Here is a 16527-nt window from a genome sequence, read left to right on the forward strand (position 1 = left end):
CTCAGGCGCCCCGTCGGCGTTCCCGGGAGTCTTGCCGCATGACCCAGCGGGATGACGTGGTGCGCCTCGAGCGCGAGTTCGCCGACGCGATGCAGCGGATGTACGCCGTCGGCAACGGGCTGGCCCGGATGCGGGCCCAGCTCGAGCAGCACCCCCCGACCCCGGTGCCCGGGCAGGCACCGGCGACCGCGCGGCCCTCCACCGCGCCGGTCCCCCCGGCACCCTCGCCGTCGGCCGGGCAGCCGGCCGCGTGGGTGCCGACCCCGACCGGGGCGGCGCCGCAGGGTGGCGCCGCCCCGGTCACCCGGCCGGCGGCCCCGGCCGTCGGCACGCTCGCGACGTCCCCGGGTGCGTACACCCCGGCGGAGCCCTGGTACCGGCGCGAGGGGCGGTCACCCGCGTCCTCGCCGTCGCCGGCGCCGTCGTCACGCTCTCCGGCGTGGCGATGCTCCTCGTCCTCGCCGTCCGGCACGGCTGGTTCGGGCCGGTCGCGAGGGTCACGGCCGGCGCGTTCCTCGCGGCAGTGCTCGGCGGCCTCGGTGCGCGTGGAGGGGCGCGCGACCGGGGCCTGGGCTCTCCCGTGGGGAGCGCGCCGGTGGCCCTGGTCGCCACCGGTGCCGCCGCCGCCTACCTCGACGTCGTCGCGGTCACGGCCTACTACGCATGGCTGCCGCCGGCCGCCGGGCTCGCGCTCTGCGTGGCCGTCGCCGTCGGCGGGCTGGCCCTCGCCCGCCGGTGGTCCAGCGAGCTGCTCGCCGTGCTCATGGTCGCCGGCGCCGGAGCGCTCTCGCCCGTCGTGGCCGGCAGCGCCGGCTGGCTGCTCTCCGCTGTGCTCGGGGTGCTCGCGGTCGTCGGCTGGTGGGCCGGTGGCGAGCGCACCGTGCCGCTGCTCACCGTCACCCGCTCCCTGCCGGTCTCGCTCTCGCTGCTCGCGGGCTCCGGACTGGCCACCGGACGCGCCCCCGGGTCCGCGCTCCTCGCGGTGGCCGTGGTCGTGCTGCTGGCCACCCTCGTCACCTCGGCCCTGTCGGTCCGCCGCGACGGTGCCGACGTCGCCTCGAGCGCGGCGCTGGCCCTCGTCGTCGTCGGCACGCTGGCGGTCGACACCGCCCTCGGCGGCACGCTCGCCACGGTGGCCCACGTCGGGGTCGCGGGGGTCCTCCTCCTCGGGGCGACCGTGCTCGGCCGCACGCCGGTCGGCCCCGTCGCGGCCCACCTCGTCGTCACCGCCGGGGTCGGGGGCGCCGTCTCCGCGGTCCTCGCGGTCGTCTCCGGTGCCCCCGACGGGTTCGTCGGCACCAGCCTGCTCCTCCTCGCCCTGGGCCACCTCGCGGTCGCCGGGGTCACCCGCTCGCGCATCTCGCTGGGGCTCGGCTCGGGGGTCGCGGGCCTCGCGCTGCTCACCTGGCTCCAGCACCCGTTCGCCGTCATCAGCCTCGGGCTGGCCGAGCGCCACGACCTCGCGGTGGCCTTCGTCGACAGCGTGCTCGCGGCCGGCGTCGTCGCCCTCGCCTGGTGGGCCACGGCCAGCGTCCGCGGCGTCCCGGCCGAGGTGCGCACCATCGCCCGGGTCGTCGCCTGGGTCGTCGGGCTCGCCTCCACCGCAACCGCTCTCGTGAGCGTGGGGACCTTGGCCGGGCAGCGCTTCGACGCCCCGGACCTCGGCTTCACGGCCGGGCACGCCGTCGCCACCGTCATCTGGATGGCCGCAGCGGCCGCGCTCCTGCTGCGGTCCCTCGACCGCCCCGACGACGCCGACCTCACCCTGCGCAGCGGGCTGCTGCTCAGCGCCGTGGCCGTCGCCAAGCTGTTCCTCTTCGACCTCGCCGCCCTCGACGGCGTGCTCCGCTCGGTCGCCTTCATCGCCACCGGCCTGCTCCTGCTGGCCACGGGCAGCCGGTACGCCCGGGCCTGGGAGCGCCGCCCCCGTACCTGAGCACCGGCAGGTGACGTGCGGCCCGCGCCGTGCCACAGTGGGCCGGTGCACGCGCTGCAGGGTCGCTGGCTCACGGACGGTGGCGCTGCCCTGCCCGGGGCCGGTCGCGAGGCGCTCGCGTCCGTCGGGGCCGACCTGGTCCGCCGCTGGGGCGAGTCGCACCGGCGCTACCACGACCTGGCCCACCTCGCCGAGGTCCTCACCGCCGTCGACGCCCTGAGCCGGGCCGGCCGGCTGGCGCCGCTCGACCGGGCGGCCGCCCTGCTCGCGGCCTGGTTCCACGACGCGGTCTACGCGGTGAGCGACCCCGACGGCAACGAGCGCCGCAGCGCGGCCCTGGCCGCCCGCAGCCTCGGCCCGCTCGGTGCCGCGGAGGAGGTCGTCGACCGCGTCGTCACGCTCGTCCTCGACACCGCCGGGCACGACCTCGACGAGGACGTCGACGACCCCGCCCGGCTCGTGCTGCACGACGCCGACCTCTGGATCCTCGCGGCCCCGGTCTCCCGGTTCGACGAGTACTGCCGCCAGGTGCGGGCCGAGTACGGCCACGTGCCGGCCGCGGAGTACGCCGTGGGGCGCGCCGCGGTGCTGCGGCCGTTCCTCGTGCGACCACACGTGTACCGCACACCGCACGCCCGTCGGGTGTGGGAGCCGGCGGCCCGCGAGAACCTCGCGCGCGAGCTCACCAGGTTGGCGGGTTGAGCACCCTGTCGACGAGTGGCCACCAGAAGGTGCTGCCGCACAGGCCTTCCAGCTCGGCGGGGGTCACCCAGCGACGGTCGGACGTGTCGTCGAGGGTCGTCGTCAGGGGCGGACGGGTGCCGGGCACCCACGCCTCGAACAGCTGGAGCAGGTCGCGACCGTGCGTCCACGGCCCCTCACCGGCCACCGCGCGGAAGCGCTCGTAGCCCACCGGCCGGAGCGCGGCACCGTCGAGCACCAGGCCCGTCTCCTCCTGGACCTCGCGGACGGCGTTCTCCCGCACCGACTCCCCGTCCTCACGGCCGCCGCCCGGGGCGCCCCACTCGTCGCGCCACACGGAGTGCACGACGGCGAGGTCGCCGGCCGCGTCGTGCACGAGCACGAGGGCGGCGAAGACCCGGCCGGGGTCGGCGTCGCGGGCCGAGGCGATGAGGTCGACGTCGATGACGACGTCGTCCGCCAGGTGCACAGCCGGGACCCGAGCCACGCCCTTGTCGCCGCGACGCTTCTGCATCCGCAGGCCGCTCGCGACGAGCCGGCGCAGCAGGTCGCGCGCGGGCACGGGCGTGGCGCCGGCGGCGACGACGGCGTCGTAGCGCTCCTCGGGGACGTCGTAGTGGTCGCCCTCGAACCCGCGGGCCGGGATGCCGCAGGAGCGCGCGAACGCGTGCAGCTCGTCAAGGTCGGTGTCGCTGACGAGGTGGGACCACCGCCGCCCGTGGGCCTCGGCACGCGGGGGGTCGATGAGCACGGTCACCCGCCCGATCGTAGGCGGGCCCTCCCCGGCCTGTGGAAAACCCCGCGGCCGGTCGGGCCCCTCCGCCTAGCGTCGAGGGAGCGGGCGGCCAGTGGGGCCGGCCACGACGAGGGGGTACCCCATGGCAGCGCAGTTCCAGGTCGACACCGACCGCATCGCGGCGGCGTCCGGCGACGTGGCCCGCATCTCCGCCGAGATCGAGGGGCAGGTGGCCGTGATGTCCGCCCGCCTCACCGGCCTCCAGGACGCCTGGACCGGGTCGGCGTCGGCGCAGTTCCAGGGCGTCGTCGAGCAGTGGCGGGCCACGCAGCACCAGGTGCGCGAGTCCCTCGACTCGATCGGGCGGGTGCTCGGGGCGGCCGGGGTCCAGTACGCCGAGACCGAGGCGCAGGCGGTGCGGATGTTCACCTGACGCGCCCGCGGGGTCACTCGCTGGCGATCGCCCGCAGCACGTCGAGGCGGGCGGCCCGGCGCCCCGGCCAGAGGGCGGCCAGCACACCGACGAGGGCCGCGACGGCGACGAACCCGGCCAGCTGGAGCCACGGGATCGACAGCACGTCGATGCCGTCGTCGGCCAGCGAGCGCTGGAGGGCCACCGCGAACGCCAGCCCGAGCACGATGCCGAGCACCGCGCCGAGCACCGCGATGGCCACCGACTCCAGGCGCAGCATCAGCCGCAGCTGGCGCCGGCTCAGGCCGACCGCCCGCAGCAGGCCGATCTCGCGCACCCGCTCGACGACCGAGAGCGCGAGGGTGTTGACGATGCCGAGCACGGCGATGACGACGGCCAGCCCGAGCAGCGCGTAGACGATGAACAGCAGCTGGTCGATGGGACGACGCTGCTCGGCGGCGAACTCCTCCTGGTCGGCGACCCCGACCGTCGGCAGGTCGGCGACAGCGGCGTCCAGGGCCCGCTTGAGGGCCGGCCGGTCGGTGCCGGGCTCCGCGACGACGAACGCCGAGCGGTCGGTCGGCGGGACGCCCAGGGCGTCGAAGGCCGTCAACGACATCGTCACGTCGGCCTGCAGCACCGCGTCCGGCTCGTACGTGGCGACCACCCGTCCGGAGACCTCGGTGCCGGCGAAGCTCGTGGTCACCGGGTCGCCGATCCGCAGCCCCAGGTCGCGTGCGTGCGCGGTCGAGAGGGCGACGTCGCCGGCGCCCAGGGCCTCGAGCGAGCCCGCGGTCACGTCCGGGCGGGCGACGCGCACGACGCCGGCCGGGTCGACACCGGTGGCGAACTCGCGGTCGCCCTTCAGCTCCACCCGCGCGCCGCGCACCCGCACCACCTCGGCCACCCCGGGCACGTCGGCGACGGTGTCGGTGATCGCCGCCGAGAAGCCCTGCCCGACGACGCTCGACACGACGTAGTCGGCGACGATGTCCTCGGCGAGGGACTTGTCGAGGCTGGCCTTGGCCGAGGCGCCGAGCACGGACATCAGGGTCACGAGCGAGACGCCGATCATCAGGGCCGACGCCGTGGCGCCGGTGCGCCGGGGGTTGCGCCGCGAGTTCTGCTCGGCCATCCGACCGACCGCGCCGAAGAGCCGGCGGTAGGTGGCCCCGAGGAGCCCGAGCACCGGCCGGCCGAGCACCGGGCTGAGCAGCGCGGTGCCCACGAGCACCCCGAAGGCCCCGACGCCGAGCACGTACGTCGGCTCGCTCCCCCAGCCGGCGAGCCCCGCGGCCATCGCCCCGACGCCCGCGGCCAGCAGGACCGACCCGACGACGATGCGCCAGCGCATCCCGCCCTCGGCGAGCACGGCGTCGTCACGCATCGCGGCGACCGGCGGGACGCGACCGGCACGGCGGGCCGGCAGGTACGCGGACACGACGGTGACGAGCACCCCGACCGCGAGGGCGACGGCGACCGTCCGGCCCTGGAGGACGAGCGGCGTCGAGCCGAGGTCGAGGCCGACCCGCCCGAAGGCCGCCCGGATGCCGATGGCGAGGAGCACGCCCACCCCGACGCCGAGGGCGGACCCGACGAACCCGACGAGGCCGGCCTCGACGAGGACCGAGCGGGCCACCTGCCGCCGGCTGGCCCCGATGGCCCGCAGCAGGGCCAGCTCGCGGCTGCGCTGGGCGACGAGGATCGAGAAGGTGTTGACGATGAGGAAGGCGCCGACGGTCAGGGCGACCCCGGCGAACACGAGCAGGAAGGTCGTGACGAACGACAGCGCCTCGTCGATGCGGGTGGCCGCGCGCGCCGAGGTGGCATCCCCGGTGTCGGCGCGGAAGCCCTTCGGCAGCACCGCCTGCACCGAGCGCAGCAGGTCGGTCTGGCTCGTGCCCGGCGCGGCCGTCACCCAGACCGTCGACCACCCGGTGCCGCCCTCGAGGAAGAGCTGCTGGGCCTGGCGCGGGTCGAACATCACGACGCTCGCGCCGACGAGCGAGCTGCCGCCGAACTCGGCGGTGCCGACGAGGGTGGCCTCGACGCGGGGCTGGGCGCCCGCGGTGAGGAGGGGCACCTGCTCGCCGAGGAGGTAGCCCGAGCGCTCGGCGCTGTTGACGTCGAGGACGACCTCCCCGGCCCGGGCGGGGAAGCGCCCGTGCTCGAGCGTCGCCGACGGGATGCCGTTGGCCGCTGGTCCTGCGCTGTAGGACACCGCGATACCGGGCGGACCCCCACCGCCGACGAGCTTGCCGCGCTTGTCGACGACGAAGGTGCCGAACGCCGTCACCCGCCCGTCGGCCCGCGCGGCCCCCGGCACGGCACCGAGCCGGGCGACGAGGTCGGCGGGCACGGTGCGCACGGCCTGGGCGCCGAGCGGCCCACCGCCGCCCGTGTCCTCGGCGCTGCCCGGCCGGACGATGACGTCGCCGACCGCGCCGCTCGTCAGGCCGGTGAAGGCGCGGTCGAGGGTGTCGGTGAAGACGTAGGACCCGGCGACGAAGGCCACCCCGAGCACCACGGCGACCCCGCTGAGCAGGAGCCGCACCTTGTGCGCGAGGATCCCGCGCAGCGTCGCGCGGAGCACGGCTCAGGCCTCCGACTCGGCGAGGCGCGCCATCCACTCGAGCACGGCCTCGGGCGTCGGCTCGCGCAGCTCACCGACCACGTGGCCGTCGGCGAGGAAGACGACGCGGTCGGTCCAGCTCGCCGCGCCGGGGTCGTGCGTGACCATGACGACGGTCTGGCCGTGGGTGTCGACCGAGCGCCGCAGGAACCCGAGCACCTCGGCGCCCGACGTCGAGTCGAGGTTGCCGGTGGGCTCGTCGGCGAAGACGACGTCGGGACGCCCGACGAGGGCCCGGGCGCAGGCCACCCGCTGCTGCTGGCCGCCGGACAGCTCGCCGGGCCGGTGCCCGAGGCGGTCGCGCAGGCCGACGGTGTCGACGACCTCGTCGAACCACGCGGGGTCGGGGCGCCGGCCGGCGATGGCCAGCGGCAGGACGATGTTCTCCTCGGCAGTGAGGGTCGGCACGAGGTTGAAGGCCTGGAAGACGAAGCCGATGCGGTCGCGGCGCAGCTCGGTGAGCCGGCGCTCCTTGAGCGTCGTGAGGTCGACGTCGCCGAGCCAGACGTGGCCGGAGGTCACCGAGTCGAGGCCGGCGGCGCAGTGCATCAGGGTCGACTTGCCCGAGCCGGAGCGGCCCATGATCGCCGTGAACTCGCCGGCGTGGAGGTCGAGGGTGACGTCGTCGAGCGCGACGACCCGGGTGTCACCCGACCCGTACACCTTGGAGAGGCCCTCGACCCGGGCCGCCGCGCGGGCTCCGGGCGCGACCGGGGTGGGGTGGGCTCGGCGACCGTCATGCGCTCACGCTAGGCGACCTCGGCGGGGTGGCGCCGTCGGGGTCCACCCGGGGCCGACCCCGGCTCGTCCCCGGTGGTCGCACCGGGCCGGTGCGCGGGACCGTCCGCACCCGCCGGGCGGGCTGACGGCACCGACACCGAGTACACCTCGCGCAGCCAGGGGTGGTCGTGGTCGTCGCCGTCGACCATCCCGGTGACCCAGGTCAGCTCGAGGCCGCCGGGCGTCACGCGGCAGAGCGCGACGTTGTTGTCGAACCACGGCCCCTCGGTGACCGTCCACGGGTAGCGGGGGTCCGGGGTGCGCTCGGACCGGGCGGCGAGGAAGCGCATCGGGCGCACGAGCGAGCGGGTGAGCATCGAGACCGCGACGCGCACCCCGCGCGGCATCGGGTTGCGGATGGGCGAGCAGACGGCCTGGACGATCCGCGAGCGGGCGCCGTGCCGGCCCGGGTCGGTGACCTCGGCGAAGTAGGAGTTGTGCACGTCACCGGACAGGAAGGTCACGGTGTCGGGCGCCGGGCCGCGGTGGCCGCGCGCGAGGTCCATCACGAGCTCGAAGACCTCGTCGAAGCCGGCGGTGAAGGCCGCCCAGTGCTCGAGGTCGACGGTGCGCCGGACCCGTTCGGCGACGTGGGCCGCCCGGCGACCGTAGGCCCCCTCGGCGACGGCCTCGTCGATGGCCTCGAAGTCGTGCAGCCCCGGCGGGAGCAGGAACGGCAGCGAGGTGCCGACGAACACGTGCCGGTGCCCGCCGCGCAGGGTCTCGTCGAGCCAGCGCATCTCGACCTCGTCGAGCATCGAGCGGCGGTCCGGCTGGAGGTCGCGGGCGGCGCGCGAGTCGAGCACGACGAGCAGGCAGTCGCCGAGCTCGCGGGTGTGGCTCCAGCGGTAGGTCGCGGGGTCGGCATCGGCGCGGGCGGCCAGGGCGTCGAGGTCGGCGGTCAGGTCGAGCTCGCCGGCACCTCCCGCGGCCGCGTGCTCGAGCACCCGCGCGTAGAGCTCCTCGGCCGCGAGCTCGGCCGGCGAGAGGTTGCCGAGGTGCTGGTGCACCCAGTACGACGCGAGCCCTGAGACGATGCGCTCCTGCCACCAGGTCGTGGCCCGGATGTCGCGGCGCCACGACCACGAGGTGTTCCAGTCGTCGCGGATGTCGTGGTCGTCGAAGATCATCGCCGAGGGCAGGGTCGAGAACAGCCAGCGGATGACGGGGTCGGACCAGGTGATCCGGTACAGCTCGTCGTACTCGGGGTAGTCCTTGATCTCCTCGTACGGGGGCTCCTCGAGGCTGCGCCGCGAGCGCATGAAGTCCTCGAGCTCACCGTGCGGCGTGGTGTCGGCGTACACCTGGTCGCCGAGCAGCAGGAGGAGGTCGGGCCGGCCAGCGTCCGGCACGTCGCGCAGGGTCACCCCGAGGCTGCGCAGCGCGTCGACGCCGTGCAGCCGGGTGCCCTCGGCGTCGTGGCTGCCGAACGTGCGGCACGAGCCGAACGCGAAGTGCGGCAACCGGTCCGGGCTGAGGGTGCGGATGCGGCTGGGCGGCCAGCCGTCGAACGGCCAGACCCGCTCGCCGTCGAGGAGCAGCTCGTAGGCCTCGTCGCTGCCGGGCTCGAGGCCGTCGCAGACGACGAGGGCGTAGTGGGAGCCGTGGACCCCGAAGGTCGGCGCACTCCACGAGCGTCCGGCGCGCATCACGCTGACCGTCGAGGCCTGGGCCGTGCGCACCCACACGGTCGCCGACGTCTCGTCGACGTACCGGAGGAGCGGTCCGAGCACGAGCGGGCCGTCGGCGCCGTCGCGCGCGGCGGCCGCACGGGGTCCGGGGCCGGCGCCGGGTCCGGGGTCGGCGGCCTCGGGCGCGGCAGACGGATGGCTCATCCGCTCATCCTGCCCCGGCTCGCTGGACGTGCGCTGTGGGGGAACACCCGGGTCCGACCCCGGTCCACCCCGCTGCGGACCGGCTCGCGAGCCGAGTCGACCGTTCGCGAGCCGCGTCGACGCGGCTGGCGACCACACGAACGGCTCGCGGGCCGGCACCGGGCCCGGACACGACGACGGGCGCCCCTCCCGGAAGGAGGAGCGCCCGTCGGTGCGTGACGCGGGGGTTGGGCTCAGAAGCCCATGCCGCCCATGTCGTCGCCGCCCGGCATGGCCGGAGCCGACTTCTCGGGCTTGTCGGCGATGACCGCCTCGGTGGTGAGGAACAGCGCCGCGATGGACGCCGCGTTCTGCAGCGCCGAGCGGGTGACCTTCGCCGGGTCGATGACACCGGCCGCGACGAGGTCGACGTACTCACCGGACGCGGCGTTGAGGCCCCAGCCCGGCTCGAGGTTGCTGACCTTCTCCGCGACGACCCCACCCTCGAGACCGGCGTTGATCGCGATCTGCTTGAGCGGCGCCTCGATGGCGACCTTGACGATGTTCGCACCGGTCGCCTCGTCACCCTCGAGGGAGAGCGAGGCGAACGCCTTGGCACCGGCCTGGATGAGGGCGACGCCACCACCGGCGACGATGCCCTCCTCGACGGCGGCCTTCGCGTTGCGGACGGCGTCCTCGATGCGGTGCTTGCGCTCCTTGAGCTCGACCTCGGTGGCCGCGCCCGCCTTGATGACGGCGACGCCGCCGGCGAGCTTGGCGAGGCGCTCCTGGAGCTTCTCGCGGTCGTAGTCGGAGTCCGACTTCTCGATCTCGGCGCGGATCTGGTTGACCCGGCCCTGGATCGCGTCCTGGTCGCCCGAGCCCTCGACGACGGTCGTCTCGTCCTTGGTGACGACGACCTTGCGGGCCTTGCCGAGCAGGGACAGGTCCGCGGTGTCGAGCTTGAGCCCGACCTCCTCGGAGATGACCTGGCCGCCGGTGAGGATCGCGATGTCGCCGAGCATCGCCTTGCGACGGTCGCCGAAGCCGGGGGCCTTGACGGCGACCGACTTGAAGGTGCCGCGGATCTTGTTGACGACGAGCGTGGACAGCGCCTCGCCCTCGACGTCCTCGGAGATGATGAGCAGCGGCTTGCCGGACTGCATGACCTTCTCGAGGAGGGGCAGCAGGTCCTTGATCGAGCCGATCTTGGAGTTCGCGATGAGGACGTAGGGGTCCTCGAGCACGGCCTCCATGCGCTCGGTGTCGGTGACGAAGTAGTGGCTGATGTAGCCCTTGTCGAAGCGCATGCCCTCGGTGAGCTCGAGCTCGAGGCCGAAGGTGTTGCTCTCCTCGACGGTGATGACGCCCTCCTTGCCGACCTTGTCCATGGCCTCGGCGATCATCTCGCCGATCTGGGGGTCAGCAGCGGAGATCGAGGCCGTGGCAGCGATCTGCTCCTTGGTCTCGACGTCCTTGGCGTTGTTGAGCAGCTCGTCGGAGACGGCGGCGACGGCCTTCTCGATGCCGCGCTTGAGCGCCATCGGGTTGGCGCCGGCCGCGACGTTGCGCAGGCCCTCGCGGACCAGCGCCTGGGCGAGGACGGTGGCCGTCGTCGTGCCGTCACCGGCGACGTCGTCGGTCTTCTTCGCGACCTCCTTGACGAGCTCCGCGCCGATCTTCTCGTACGGGTCGTCGAGCTCGATCTCCTTGGCGATGGAGACGCCGTCGTTGGTGATGGTGGGGGCGCCCCACTTCTTCTCCAGGACGACGTTGCGGCCCTTGGGGCCGAGCGTGACCTTGACGGCGTCGGCGAGGGTGTTCATCCCTCGCTCGAGACCGCGGCGCGCCTCCTCATCGAAAGCGATGATCTTGGCCATTCGGGTGGTTCCTCCCACGCGAATCGAAGGTGGGACCGGAGGGTGCCCGCGACGGACGGCTCGGGGCCGCGGTTCAGGTCACCGTCGGCGCACCGGGCCTCACCGGACCGGTCGGTTCTTGTCACTCTCATGGTGAGAGTGCTAACGCTCATTATTGGCACTCTCGGGGGAGAGTGCAAACGGTGCCCGCGACGCAGCGCCCGCTCAGAGCTCGGGCGTCGCCCCACCGAGGTGGACACGCAGCGAGGCGTCGGCCTCGGAGGCCACGGGGTCATCGAGGTCGGCGACGAAGACCGCGACCGCCTCGCGGGCCGGGTTGCCGTCGAGCTCGTGGAGGACCTCGCGCCACGCGGCGAGGTTCGGGTGCTCCAGCGCCGTGCAGGCCTCGGCCGGTGCGAGGGACTCGACGGCCGCGGCCAGGTCGGCGCGGGAGAGCGGCAGGGTGGCGGTCGACCCGTCGTGGCCGAGGATCGTCGCGAGCACGACGGCCGGCAGCTGGTGGCGTCCACCCGGTGCGTTGACCTGCCGGAAGTCCCACTCCGGCGAGGAGGTGGCCGGCGAGAGCCCCACCGCGTGGGCGACCGGCGGGCGCCAGCCGTCGATCCGCTCGGCGAGGTGGCGGCCGATGGCCGCGAGGCCCTCGGGGTGCTCCAGTCCAGATCGCTCATCGAGCCATCGTGTCAGCCCACCCGTCCCGGCAGCCCCCGGCGCCCCGGCAGAAGGTGAACAACGGGTGAACGAGGCCCCTCACCTTGGTGAAGCGGGGACGTCGACCCCAGACTGGTGCCTCGTGGACGCAGCGACCATCATCCTCGTGCTCGTCATCGTGACGTCACTGGCCTTCGACTTCACCAACGGCTTCCACGACACGGCCAACGCCATGGCGGCCTCGATCTCCACCGGGGCCCTGGCCCCGAAGGTGGCGGTCGGCCTCTCGGCGGTCCTCAACCTCGTGGGGGCCTTCCTCTCCGTCGAGGTCGCGCTCACCGTGTCGAACGCCGTCATCAAGATCCAGGACAAGTCCGGCGCACCGCGCCCGGAGCTGCTGACCGACGGCGGTGAGGCGCTGCTGCTCATCGTCCTCGCCGGCCTCGTCGGCGGCATCGTCTGGAACCTCGCGACCTGGCTGCTCGGCCTGCCGTCCAGCTCGTCGCACGCGCTGCTCGGCGGCCTCACCGGCGCGGGGCCGCGGGCCTCGGCTTCGCCGGCGTCAAGTGGAACGGCGACGGCACCAAGCTCGACGGTGTCGTCGGCAAGATCCTCCTGCCCTCGCTGCTCTCCCCCGTCGTCGCGATGGCCGTCGCCTTCGTCGGCTGCTGGCTCGTGCACAAGCTGACGAGCTCGGTGATGGACCGGCTCGAGGAGCGCTACTTCCGCTGGGGCCAGATCGGCAGCGCCTCCCTCGTCTCGCTCGCGCACGGCACGAACGACGCGCAGAAGACGATGGGCGTCATGACCCTCGCCCTCATCGCGAGCGGCCACTGGGACCGCACCGACGCCGTGCCGATCTGGGTGAAGGTCAGCGCCGCGCTGGCCATCGCCCTCGGCACCTACATCGGCGGCTGGCGGATCATCCGCACCCTCGGCAAGGGGCTCGTCGACATCACGCCGCGCCAGGGGCTGTCGAGCGACGGGGCGACGGCCGCCGTGCTCCTCGCCTCCAGCCACCTCGGGTTCGCGCTCTCGACGACGCACGTCGCGACCGGCTCGGTGCTCGGCGGCGGGCTCGGCCGCGGCACGCACGTCCGCTGGGCGACGGCCGGGCGGATGGTCGTCGCGTGGGCCATGACCTTCCCCATCGCCGCCGGGATGGGCGCGCTGATGTGGTGGGTCGGTCACACCCTCGGCGGCATCCCCGGGGCGCTGCTCGTCTTCCTCATCCTCTGTGCGGCGTCGGGCTGGATGTACCGGCGCTCGCGGCACCAGCACGTCGGCGCGCACAACGTCACCGACGAGTGGGGCACGACCGCCGCCCCGGAGCAGCCCACCCCCACCAAGACCCCGACCCGCTGACGGAGAGGACCGACCCATGAACAGCCTGACGCTCGCCCTCGAGGGGGCCGGGAAGGTGCTCGTCGCCGGTCTCGTCTTCGGTGCCGGCCTGCCCGTCGTCTACGCGCTGGCCATGCGCGCCCTGGCCATCGGCGCCACCCCGGCCCACGGCGACACCCCGCCCCGCCACACGCCGCTCGGCCGGGCGCTGGCCACCGTCCTCGTGGCCGTCATCGTCGTGGGCGTGCTGCTCGGCCTCGTCCTCATCGTGGCCGGCGGTTTCGGGAAGGCCGTCAGCTTCGAGAACATCGTCCCGGTCATCGTCGACAAGAAGTGAGCCGCCCCATGCCCCAGCTCTCCCACGCGGTCATCGCCCACATCCGTGCCGGCTTCCCCGACGGCGTCGCCGACACGGAGGCGGCCGCCCTCAACGCGGTCCTCCACGAGCGCCTCGGCTCCGAGGCCGCGCACGACGTCCTGCGCAAGCTCGCCGCCGAGAAGCTGCTCTCCCGCAAGTCGCTGCGCGCCCTCGTGCCCGAGGACGAGCAGCTGCGCCAGGTCTCGGCCAAGCTCGTCCTCGGCGGCTGGCCGCTCGGCGGGATGGAGGAGGAGGAGGACGAGGCGCCGCCGCGCGAGGGTTCGCCGCTGGCCCGCATCGTCAACTGGCTGCGCGAGGGCTACCCGGGCGGGGTGCCCGAGCACGACTACGTGCCCCTGCTCGCCCTGCTCGAGCGCCGGCTGACCCGCTCGGAGGTCAAGAAGGTCGCCAAGGCGCTGCGCCGGGCCGACGTCAGCCCCGCCGGGCCGTCGGACATCGCCGCGATGATCACGTCGTACACGCACGCCGACCCGAGCAGCAAGGACCTCAAGCGGGTGCGCGACCAGCTGGCCAAGAAGGGCTGGCCGGTCGAGTTCCCCGACCCCGACCTCCCCTGACCGGGGCCGGCCGGGCCGGCCTCCGAACCGTCGAGAGTAGAGAACACGCCGTGTGCGCCCTCGCGCATGCGGCGTGTTGTCTACTCTCGACGGGTTCATCCGGCGAGCGGGCACCGGGGTCCGGACGCAGAGACGCCCGTCCGGCTTCCCTCACGGACGGGCGTCGCTGGTTCGGGGGTGGCGGCTCAGGGCTCCAGGCCGAGGCGGCGGGCCGAGCGGGCGCGCTGGCGGCTGGCGCGCAGGCGGCGCAGTCGCTTGACGAGCATCGGGTCGTGGGCGAGCGCGACGGGGTTGTCGATGAGCGCGTTGAGCACCTGGTAGTAGCGGGTCGAGCTCATGTCGAAGAGCTCCTTGATGGCCGTCTCCTTGGAGCCGGCGTACTTCCACCACTGGCGCTCGAACGCCAGGACCTCCCGGTCGCGCTCGGAGAGCGACGGGATGCCCACTGCTGTCGTGACCTGTTCGGACGCGGCACTCACGTGTGTTCTCGACCCTTCCCTGCGTGCGGCTGCGGCCCTCACTGTAGCCGCCGAATGACAGTCGTGTCATTCCGCTGACGGGGTGCTGCGCGTGTCGGCTGGACATCCGACCGTTCGGACGACTCACGAGTCACACCGCCCCCACGGACCCCATCGGCCGGGCCGTTCCGCGGGAGGACCGGGCTCAGGCCATCGTGTCGAGGATGGCGGCGATGTCGGCCTCGGTCGTCGCGGGGTTGACGATGGCGAAGCGGGCCAGGGTCTCGCCGTCATGCGAGGTCGGCACGACGAAGGCGAACTCGTCGGCGAGCATCCGGTCCGACCAGGCCTGGTAGTCGGCCGGCGACCACCCGAGGCGCCGGAAGACGACGACCGACAGGTCGCGCTCGCGCACCAGCTCGAGCTCGGGCCGGCGCGCCACCTCCTCCTCGGCGTACCGCGCGACGGCGAGGGTCCGCTCGACGGCCGCCGTGTAGGCGTCCGTCCCGTTGACGACGAGTGAGAACCAGAACGGCAGCCCGCGGGCCCGTCGGGTCAGGCCCACCGAGTAGTCGGTCGGGTTCCACTCCGGGGCCTCGGTGAGGACGTCGAGGTACCCGGCGCGCTGGGTGTGCGCCGCGCGCGCCAGCCCGGGCTCGCGGTAGAGCAGGGCGCAGCAGTCGAAGGGCGCGAAGAGCCACTTGTGCGGGTCGACGATGAACGAGTCGGCGTGCTCGATGCCCGCGTAGAGATCACGCACCGACGGGGCGGCCAGCCCGGCCCCGCCGTAGGCGCCGTCGACGTGGAACCAGATGCCGTGCTCGCGGCAGACCTCGGCGACCGACGCCAGGTCGTCGACGATGCCGAAGTTCGTCGTGCCCGCCGTCGCGACGACCGCGAAGAACGTCTCCGGGCCGTTCGCCTCGAGCACCTCCCGCAACGCCGCCCCCGTGAGCCGGCCCGCGTCGTCGGCCGGCACCCCGACGAGATCGGCGTCCATCACCTCGCACGCCGACGCGATCGAGCTGTGCGCCCCCGCGGTCGCCGCGACCCGGTACGGGCGCACCCCGCCGGCCGCCCGGTGCCGCGCCGCACCCCGGGCCGCGACGAGCGCCGAGAGGTTGCCGATGGTCCCGCCGGGCACGAACGCCCCGCCGGCCTGCTCGGGCATCCCGACGAGGTCGGCGATCCAGCGCAGCGCCTGGTTCTCGGCCCACACCGCTCCGGACCCCTCGAGCCAGGAGCCGGCGTAGATGGACGAGGCACCGACCACGAGGTCGAAGACGACGGCGGCGTCGGCGGGCGCGCAGGGGATGAAGGAGAGGTAGCGCGGGTGGTCGACCGACAGGCACGCGGGCGCGAGCTCCTCGGCGAACAGGCGCATCGCCTCGACGCCCCCGATGCCTCCCGTGGTGATCGTCCGGCCCAGGGCGGAGTCGAGGTCCTCCTGGGTGCGCACCCGGTCGAGCGGCGGCTCCATCCGGATCCGTTCCTCGGCGTAGGCCGTGACGGCGGCGAGCAGCTCGGAGAGCTCTTCGTGGGCGTTGCGCTCGTACTGGGAGGTCGGGATCACGCCCGGAGTCTAGGAGCCGTCGCGCCCCAGCAGCAGTGCGGTCAGGGCGGCGACGTCGTCGAGGAGCGCGTCGGGCCGCTCGGCGGCCAGCGCGGCGGGCTCCCCAGCGCCCCAGGTGACGGCCACGGCGGCCATCCCGGCGGCCCGGGCGGCCTGCACGTCGACCGTGGCGTCGCCGACGTAGACGCAGGTCGCGGGGTCGGCGCCCAGCACCGACGCCCCGTGCAGCAGGGGGTCGGGGTGCGGCTTGTGCCGGTCGGTGTCCTCGAGCCCGGCGACGACGGCGACGAGGTGGTCGATGCCGACGCCCTCGAGGGCCAGCCGGGCGGTCTCCTGCCGCTTCGAGGTGACGACGGCCGTGCGGACGCCCGCGGCGTCCAGCGCCTCGAGCATCTCGGGCACCCCGTCGTAGCGCCGGATGAGCCGGCCGGTGTTCGCGAGGTTCCACTCGCGGTAGGCGGCGTCGAGGGCGTGGCCGTGCTCGGGGTCCTCCTCGAGCAGCGCCTCGAGCAGGGGTCGGCCGATCCACGCCCGGGCCCGGGCCTCCTCGACCTCCTCGGCGAGCACGCTGCGGAAGGCGTGCTGGTACGAGGCGACGATGAGCGGGATGGTGTCCGCGAGCGTGCCGTCGAGGTCGAAGAGCACGGTGGGCCAGGGGGGGTCGAGGTCACCGGGC

The 16527-nt window shown here is 74.3% G+C and carries 15 protein-coding genes and 1 pseudogene; 6 read left to right on the forward strand and 10 right to left on the reverse strand.

Translation table 11 applies throughout. From position 1 onward, the window contains the following. Position 1: 1 nt before the first annotated feature. On the reverse strand, positions 2 to 472 hold the full coding sequence (locus G7075_RS12955; RefSeq protein WP_166122360.1) for a hypothetical protein: 471 nt from the start codon (positions 470 to 472) through the stop codon (positions 2 to 4). On the opposite strand from G7075_RS12955, the gene G7075_RS12960 reads away from it, so the two are divergent. Together G7075_RS12960 and G7075_RS12965 are read left to right on the forward strand one after the other, a co-directional pair. Beyond that, complete coding sequence (locus G7075_RS12960; protein WP_166122362.1) at positions 440 to 1936, forward strand: DUF2339 domain-containing protein; 1497 nt, start codon at positions 440 to 442, stop codon at positions 1934 to 1936. The two genes, G7075_RS12955 and G7075_RS12960, sit on opposite strands and share 33 nt — an antisense overlap. Positions 1937 to 1981: 45 nt before the next feature. Beyond that, a complete protein-coding gene (locus G7075_RS12965) occupies positions 1982 to 2638 on the forward strand; it encodes a metal-dependent phosphohydrolase (RefSeq protein WP_166122364.1) in 657 nt (218 codons plus the stop codon). Here the strand turns inward: G7075_RS12965 and G7075_RS12970 are convergent. Then, positions 2619 to 3395, reverse strand: a complete 777-nt coding sequence (locus G7075_RS12970; RefSeq protein WP_166122366.1) for a DUF4031 domain-containing protein — start codon at positions 3393 to 3395, stop codon at positions 2619 to 2621. The two genes, G7075_RS12965 and G7075_RS12970, sit on opposite strands and share 20 nt — an antisense overlap. A 121-nt stretch (positions 3396 to 3516) precedes the next feature. Here G7075_RS12970 and G7075_RS12975 point away from each other — a divergent pair, with 121 nt between their 5' ends. Further along, complete coding sequence (locus G7075_RS12975; RefSeq protein ID WP_166122368.1) at positions 3517 to 3807, forward strand: WXG100 family type VII secretion target; 291 nt, start codon at positions 3517 to 3519, stop codon at positions 3805 to 3807. A 13-nt stretch (positions 3808 to 3820) separates the two neighbouring features. Here the strand turns inward: G7075_RS12975 and G7075_RS12980 are convergent, their stop codons facing one another. The 5 genes from G7075_RS12980 to G7075_RS13000 all read right to left on the reverse strand — a co-directional run bounded on the left by G7075_RS12980 (position 3821) and on the right by G7075_RS13000 (position 11462). Further along, positions 3821 to 6379, reverse strand: a complete 2559-nt coding sequence (locus tag G7075_RS12980) for an ABC transporter permease (RefSeq protein ID WP_166122370.1) — start codon at positions 6377 to 6379, stop codon at positions 3821 to 3823. Positions 6380 to 6382: 3 nt separating this feature from the next. Beyond that, on the reverse strand, positions 6383 to 7081 hold the full coding sequence (locus G7075_RS12985; protein WP_166122372.1) for an ABC transporter ATP-binding protein: 699 nt from the start codon (positions 7079 to 7081) through the stop codon (positions 6383 to 6385). Positions 7082 to 7167: 86 nt separating this feature from the next. Then, positions 7168 to 9033, reverse strand: coding sequence for an alkaline phosphatase D family protein (locus G7075_RS12990; protein WP_166122374.1), 1866 nt, complete (start codon positions 9031 to 9033; stop codon positions 7168 to 7170). Positions 9034 to 9266: 233 nt separating this feature from the next. Then, positions 9267 to 10892 carry a chaperonin GroEL gene (gene groL / locus G7075_RS12995; RefSeq protein WP_166122376.1) on the reverse strand — a complete coding sequence of 542 codons (1626 nt, stop codon included), beginning with the start codon at positions 10890 to 10892 and terminating at the stop codon, positions 9267 to 9269. Between the two features lie 204 nt (positions 10893 to 11096). Further along, entirely contained in the window at positions 11097 to 11462 is a 366-nt protein-coding gene (locus G7075_RS13000; protein WP_240917599.1) for a hypothetical protein, read from the reverse strand. A gap of 220 nt (positions 11463 to 11682) precedes the next feature. Between G7075_RS13000 and G7075_RS13005 the strand changes: the two are divergent. From G7075_RS13005 to G7075_RS13015, 3 genes and pseudogenes are all read left to right on the forward strand, one after another. Continuing rightward, positions 11683 to 12905, forward strand: a pseudogene (locus G7075_RS13005) (anion permease). Positions 12906 to 12921: 16 nt separating this feature from the next. After that, positions 12922 to 13221, forward strand: coding sequence for a hypothetical protein (locus G7075_RS13010; protein WP_166122378.1), 300 nt, complete (start codon positions 12922 to 12924; stop codon positions 13219 to 13221). Between the two features lie 8 nt (positions 13222 to 13229). Then, on the forward strand, positions 13230 to 13820 hold the full coding sequence (locus G7075_RS13015) for a DUF3349 domain-containing protein (RefSeq protein WP_166122380.1): 591 nt from the start codon (positions 13230 to 13232) through the stop codon (positions 13818 to 13820). A 185-nt stretch (positions 13821 to 14005) separates the two neighbouring features. On the opposite strand, the gene G7075_RS13020 is transcribed toward G7075_RS13015, so the two are convergent. The 3 genes from G7075_RS13020 to G7075_RS13030 form a co-directional block, all read right to left on the reverse strand. After that, positions 14006 to 14299 carry a DUF3263 domain-containing protein gene (locus tag G7075_RS13020; RefSeq protein ID WP_205860497.1) on the reverse strand — a complete coding sequence of 98 codons (294 nt, stop codon included), beginning with the start codon at positions 14297 to 14299 and terminating at the stop codon, positions 14006 to 14008. A 184-nt stretch (positions 14300 to 14483) separates the two neighbouring features. Then, positions 14484 to 15848 (reverse strand): aspartate aminotransferase family protein, encoded by a 1365-nt coding sequence (locus G7075_RS13025; protein ID WP_371814241.1) that lies wholly within the window; start codon positions 15846 to 15848, stop codon positions 14484 to 14486. Between the two features lie 12 nt (positions 15849 to 15860). After that, on the reverse strand, positions 15861 to 16496 hold the full coding sequence (locus tag G7075_RS13030; protein WP_240917601.1) for an HAD family hydrolase: 636 nt from the start codon (positions 16494 to 16496) through the stop codon (positions 15861 to 15863). Positions 16497 to 16527: the final 31 nt, after the last annotated feature.

The organism is Phycicoccus sp. HDW14, from assembly GCF_011383005.1.
Classification (GTDB): domain Bacteria; phylum Actinomycetota; class Actinomycetes; order Actinomycetales; family Dermatophilaceae; genus Phycicoccus.

What these genes read in the sequence shown, in the direction of transcription:
- G7075_RS13010 (WP_166122378.1), top strand. Translation starts at nt 12,922, where the DNA reads ATGAACAGCCTGACGCTCGCCCTCGAGGGGGCCGGGAAGGTGCTCGTC.
- G7075_RS12975 (WP_166122368.1), top strand. Translation starts at nt 3,517, where the DNA reads ATGGCAGCGCAGTTCCAGGTCGACACCGACCGCATCGCGGCGGCGTCC.
- G7075_RS13015 (WP_166122380.1), top strand. Translation starts at nt 13,230, where the DNA reads ATGCCCCAGCTCTCCCACGCGGTCATCGCCCACATCCGTGCCGGCTTC.
- G7075_RS12990 (WP_166122374.1), bottom strand. Translation starts at nt 9,033, where the DNA reads ATGAGCCATCCGTCTGCCGCGCCCGAGGCCGCCGACCCCGGACCCGGC.
- groL (WP_166122376.1), bottom strand. Translation starts at nt 10,892, where the DNA reads ATGGCCAAGATCATCGCTTTCGATGAGGAGGCGCGCCGCGGTCTCGAG.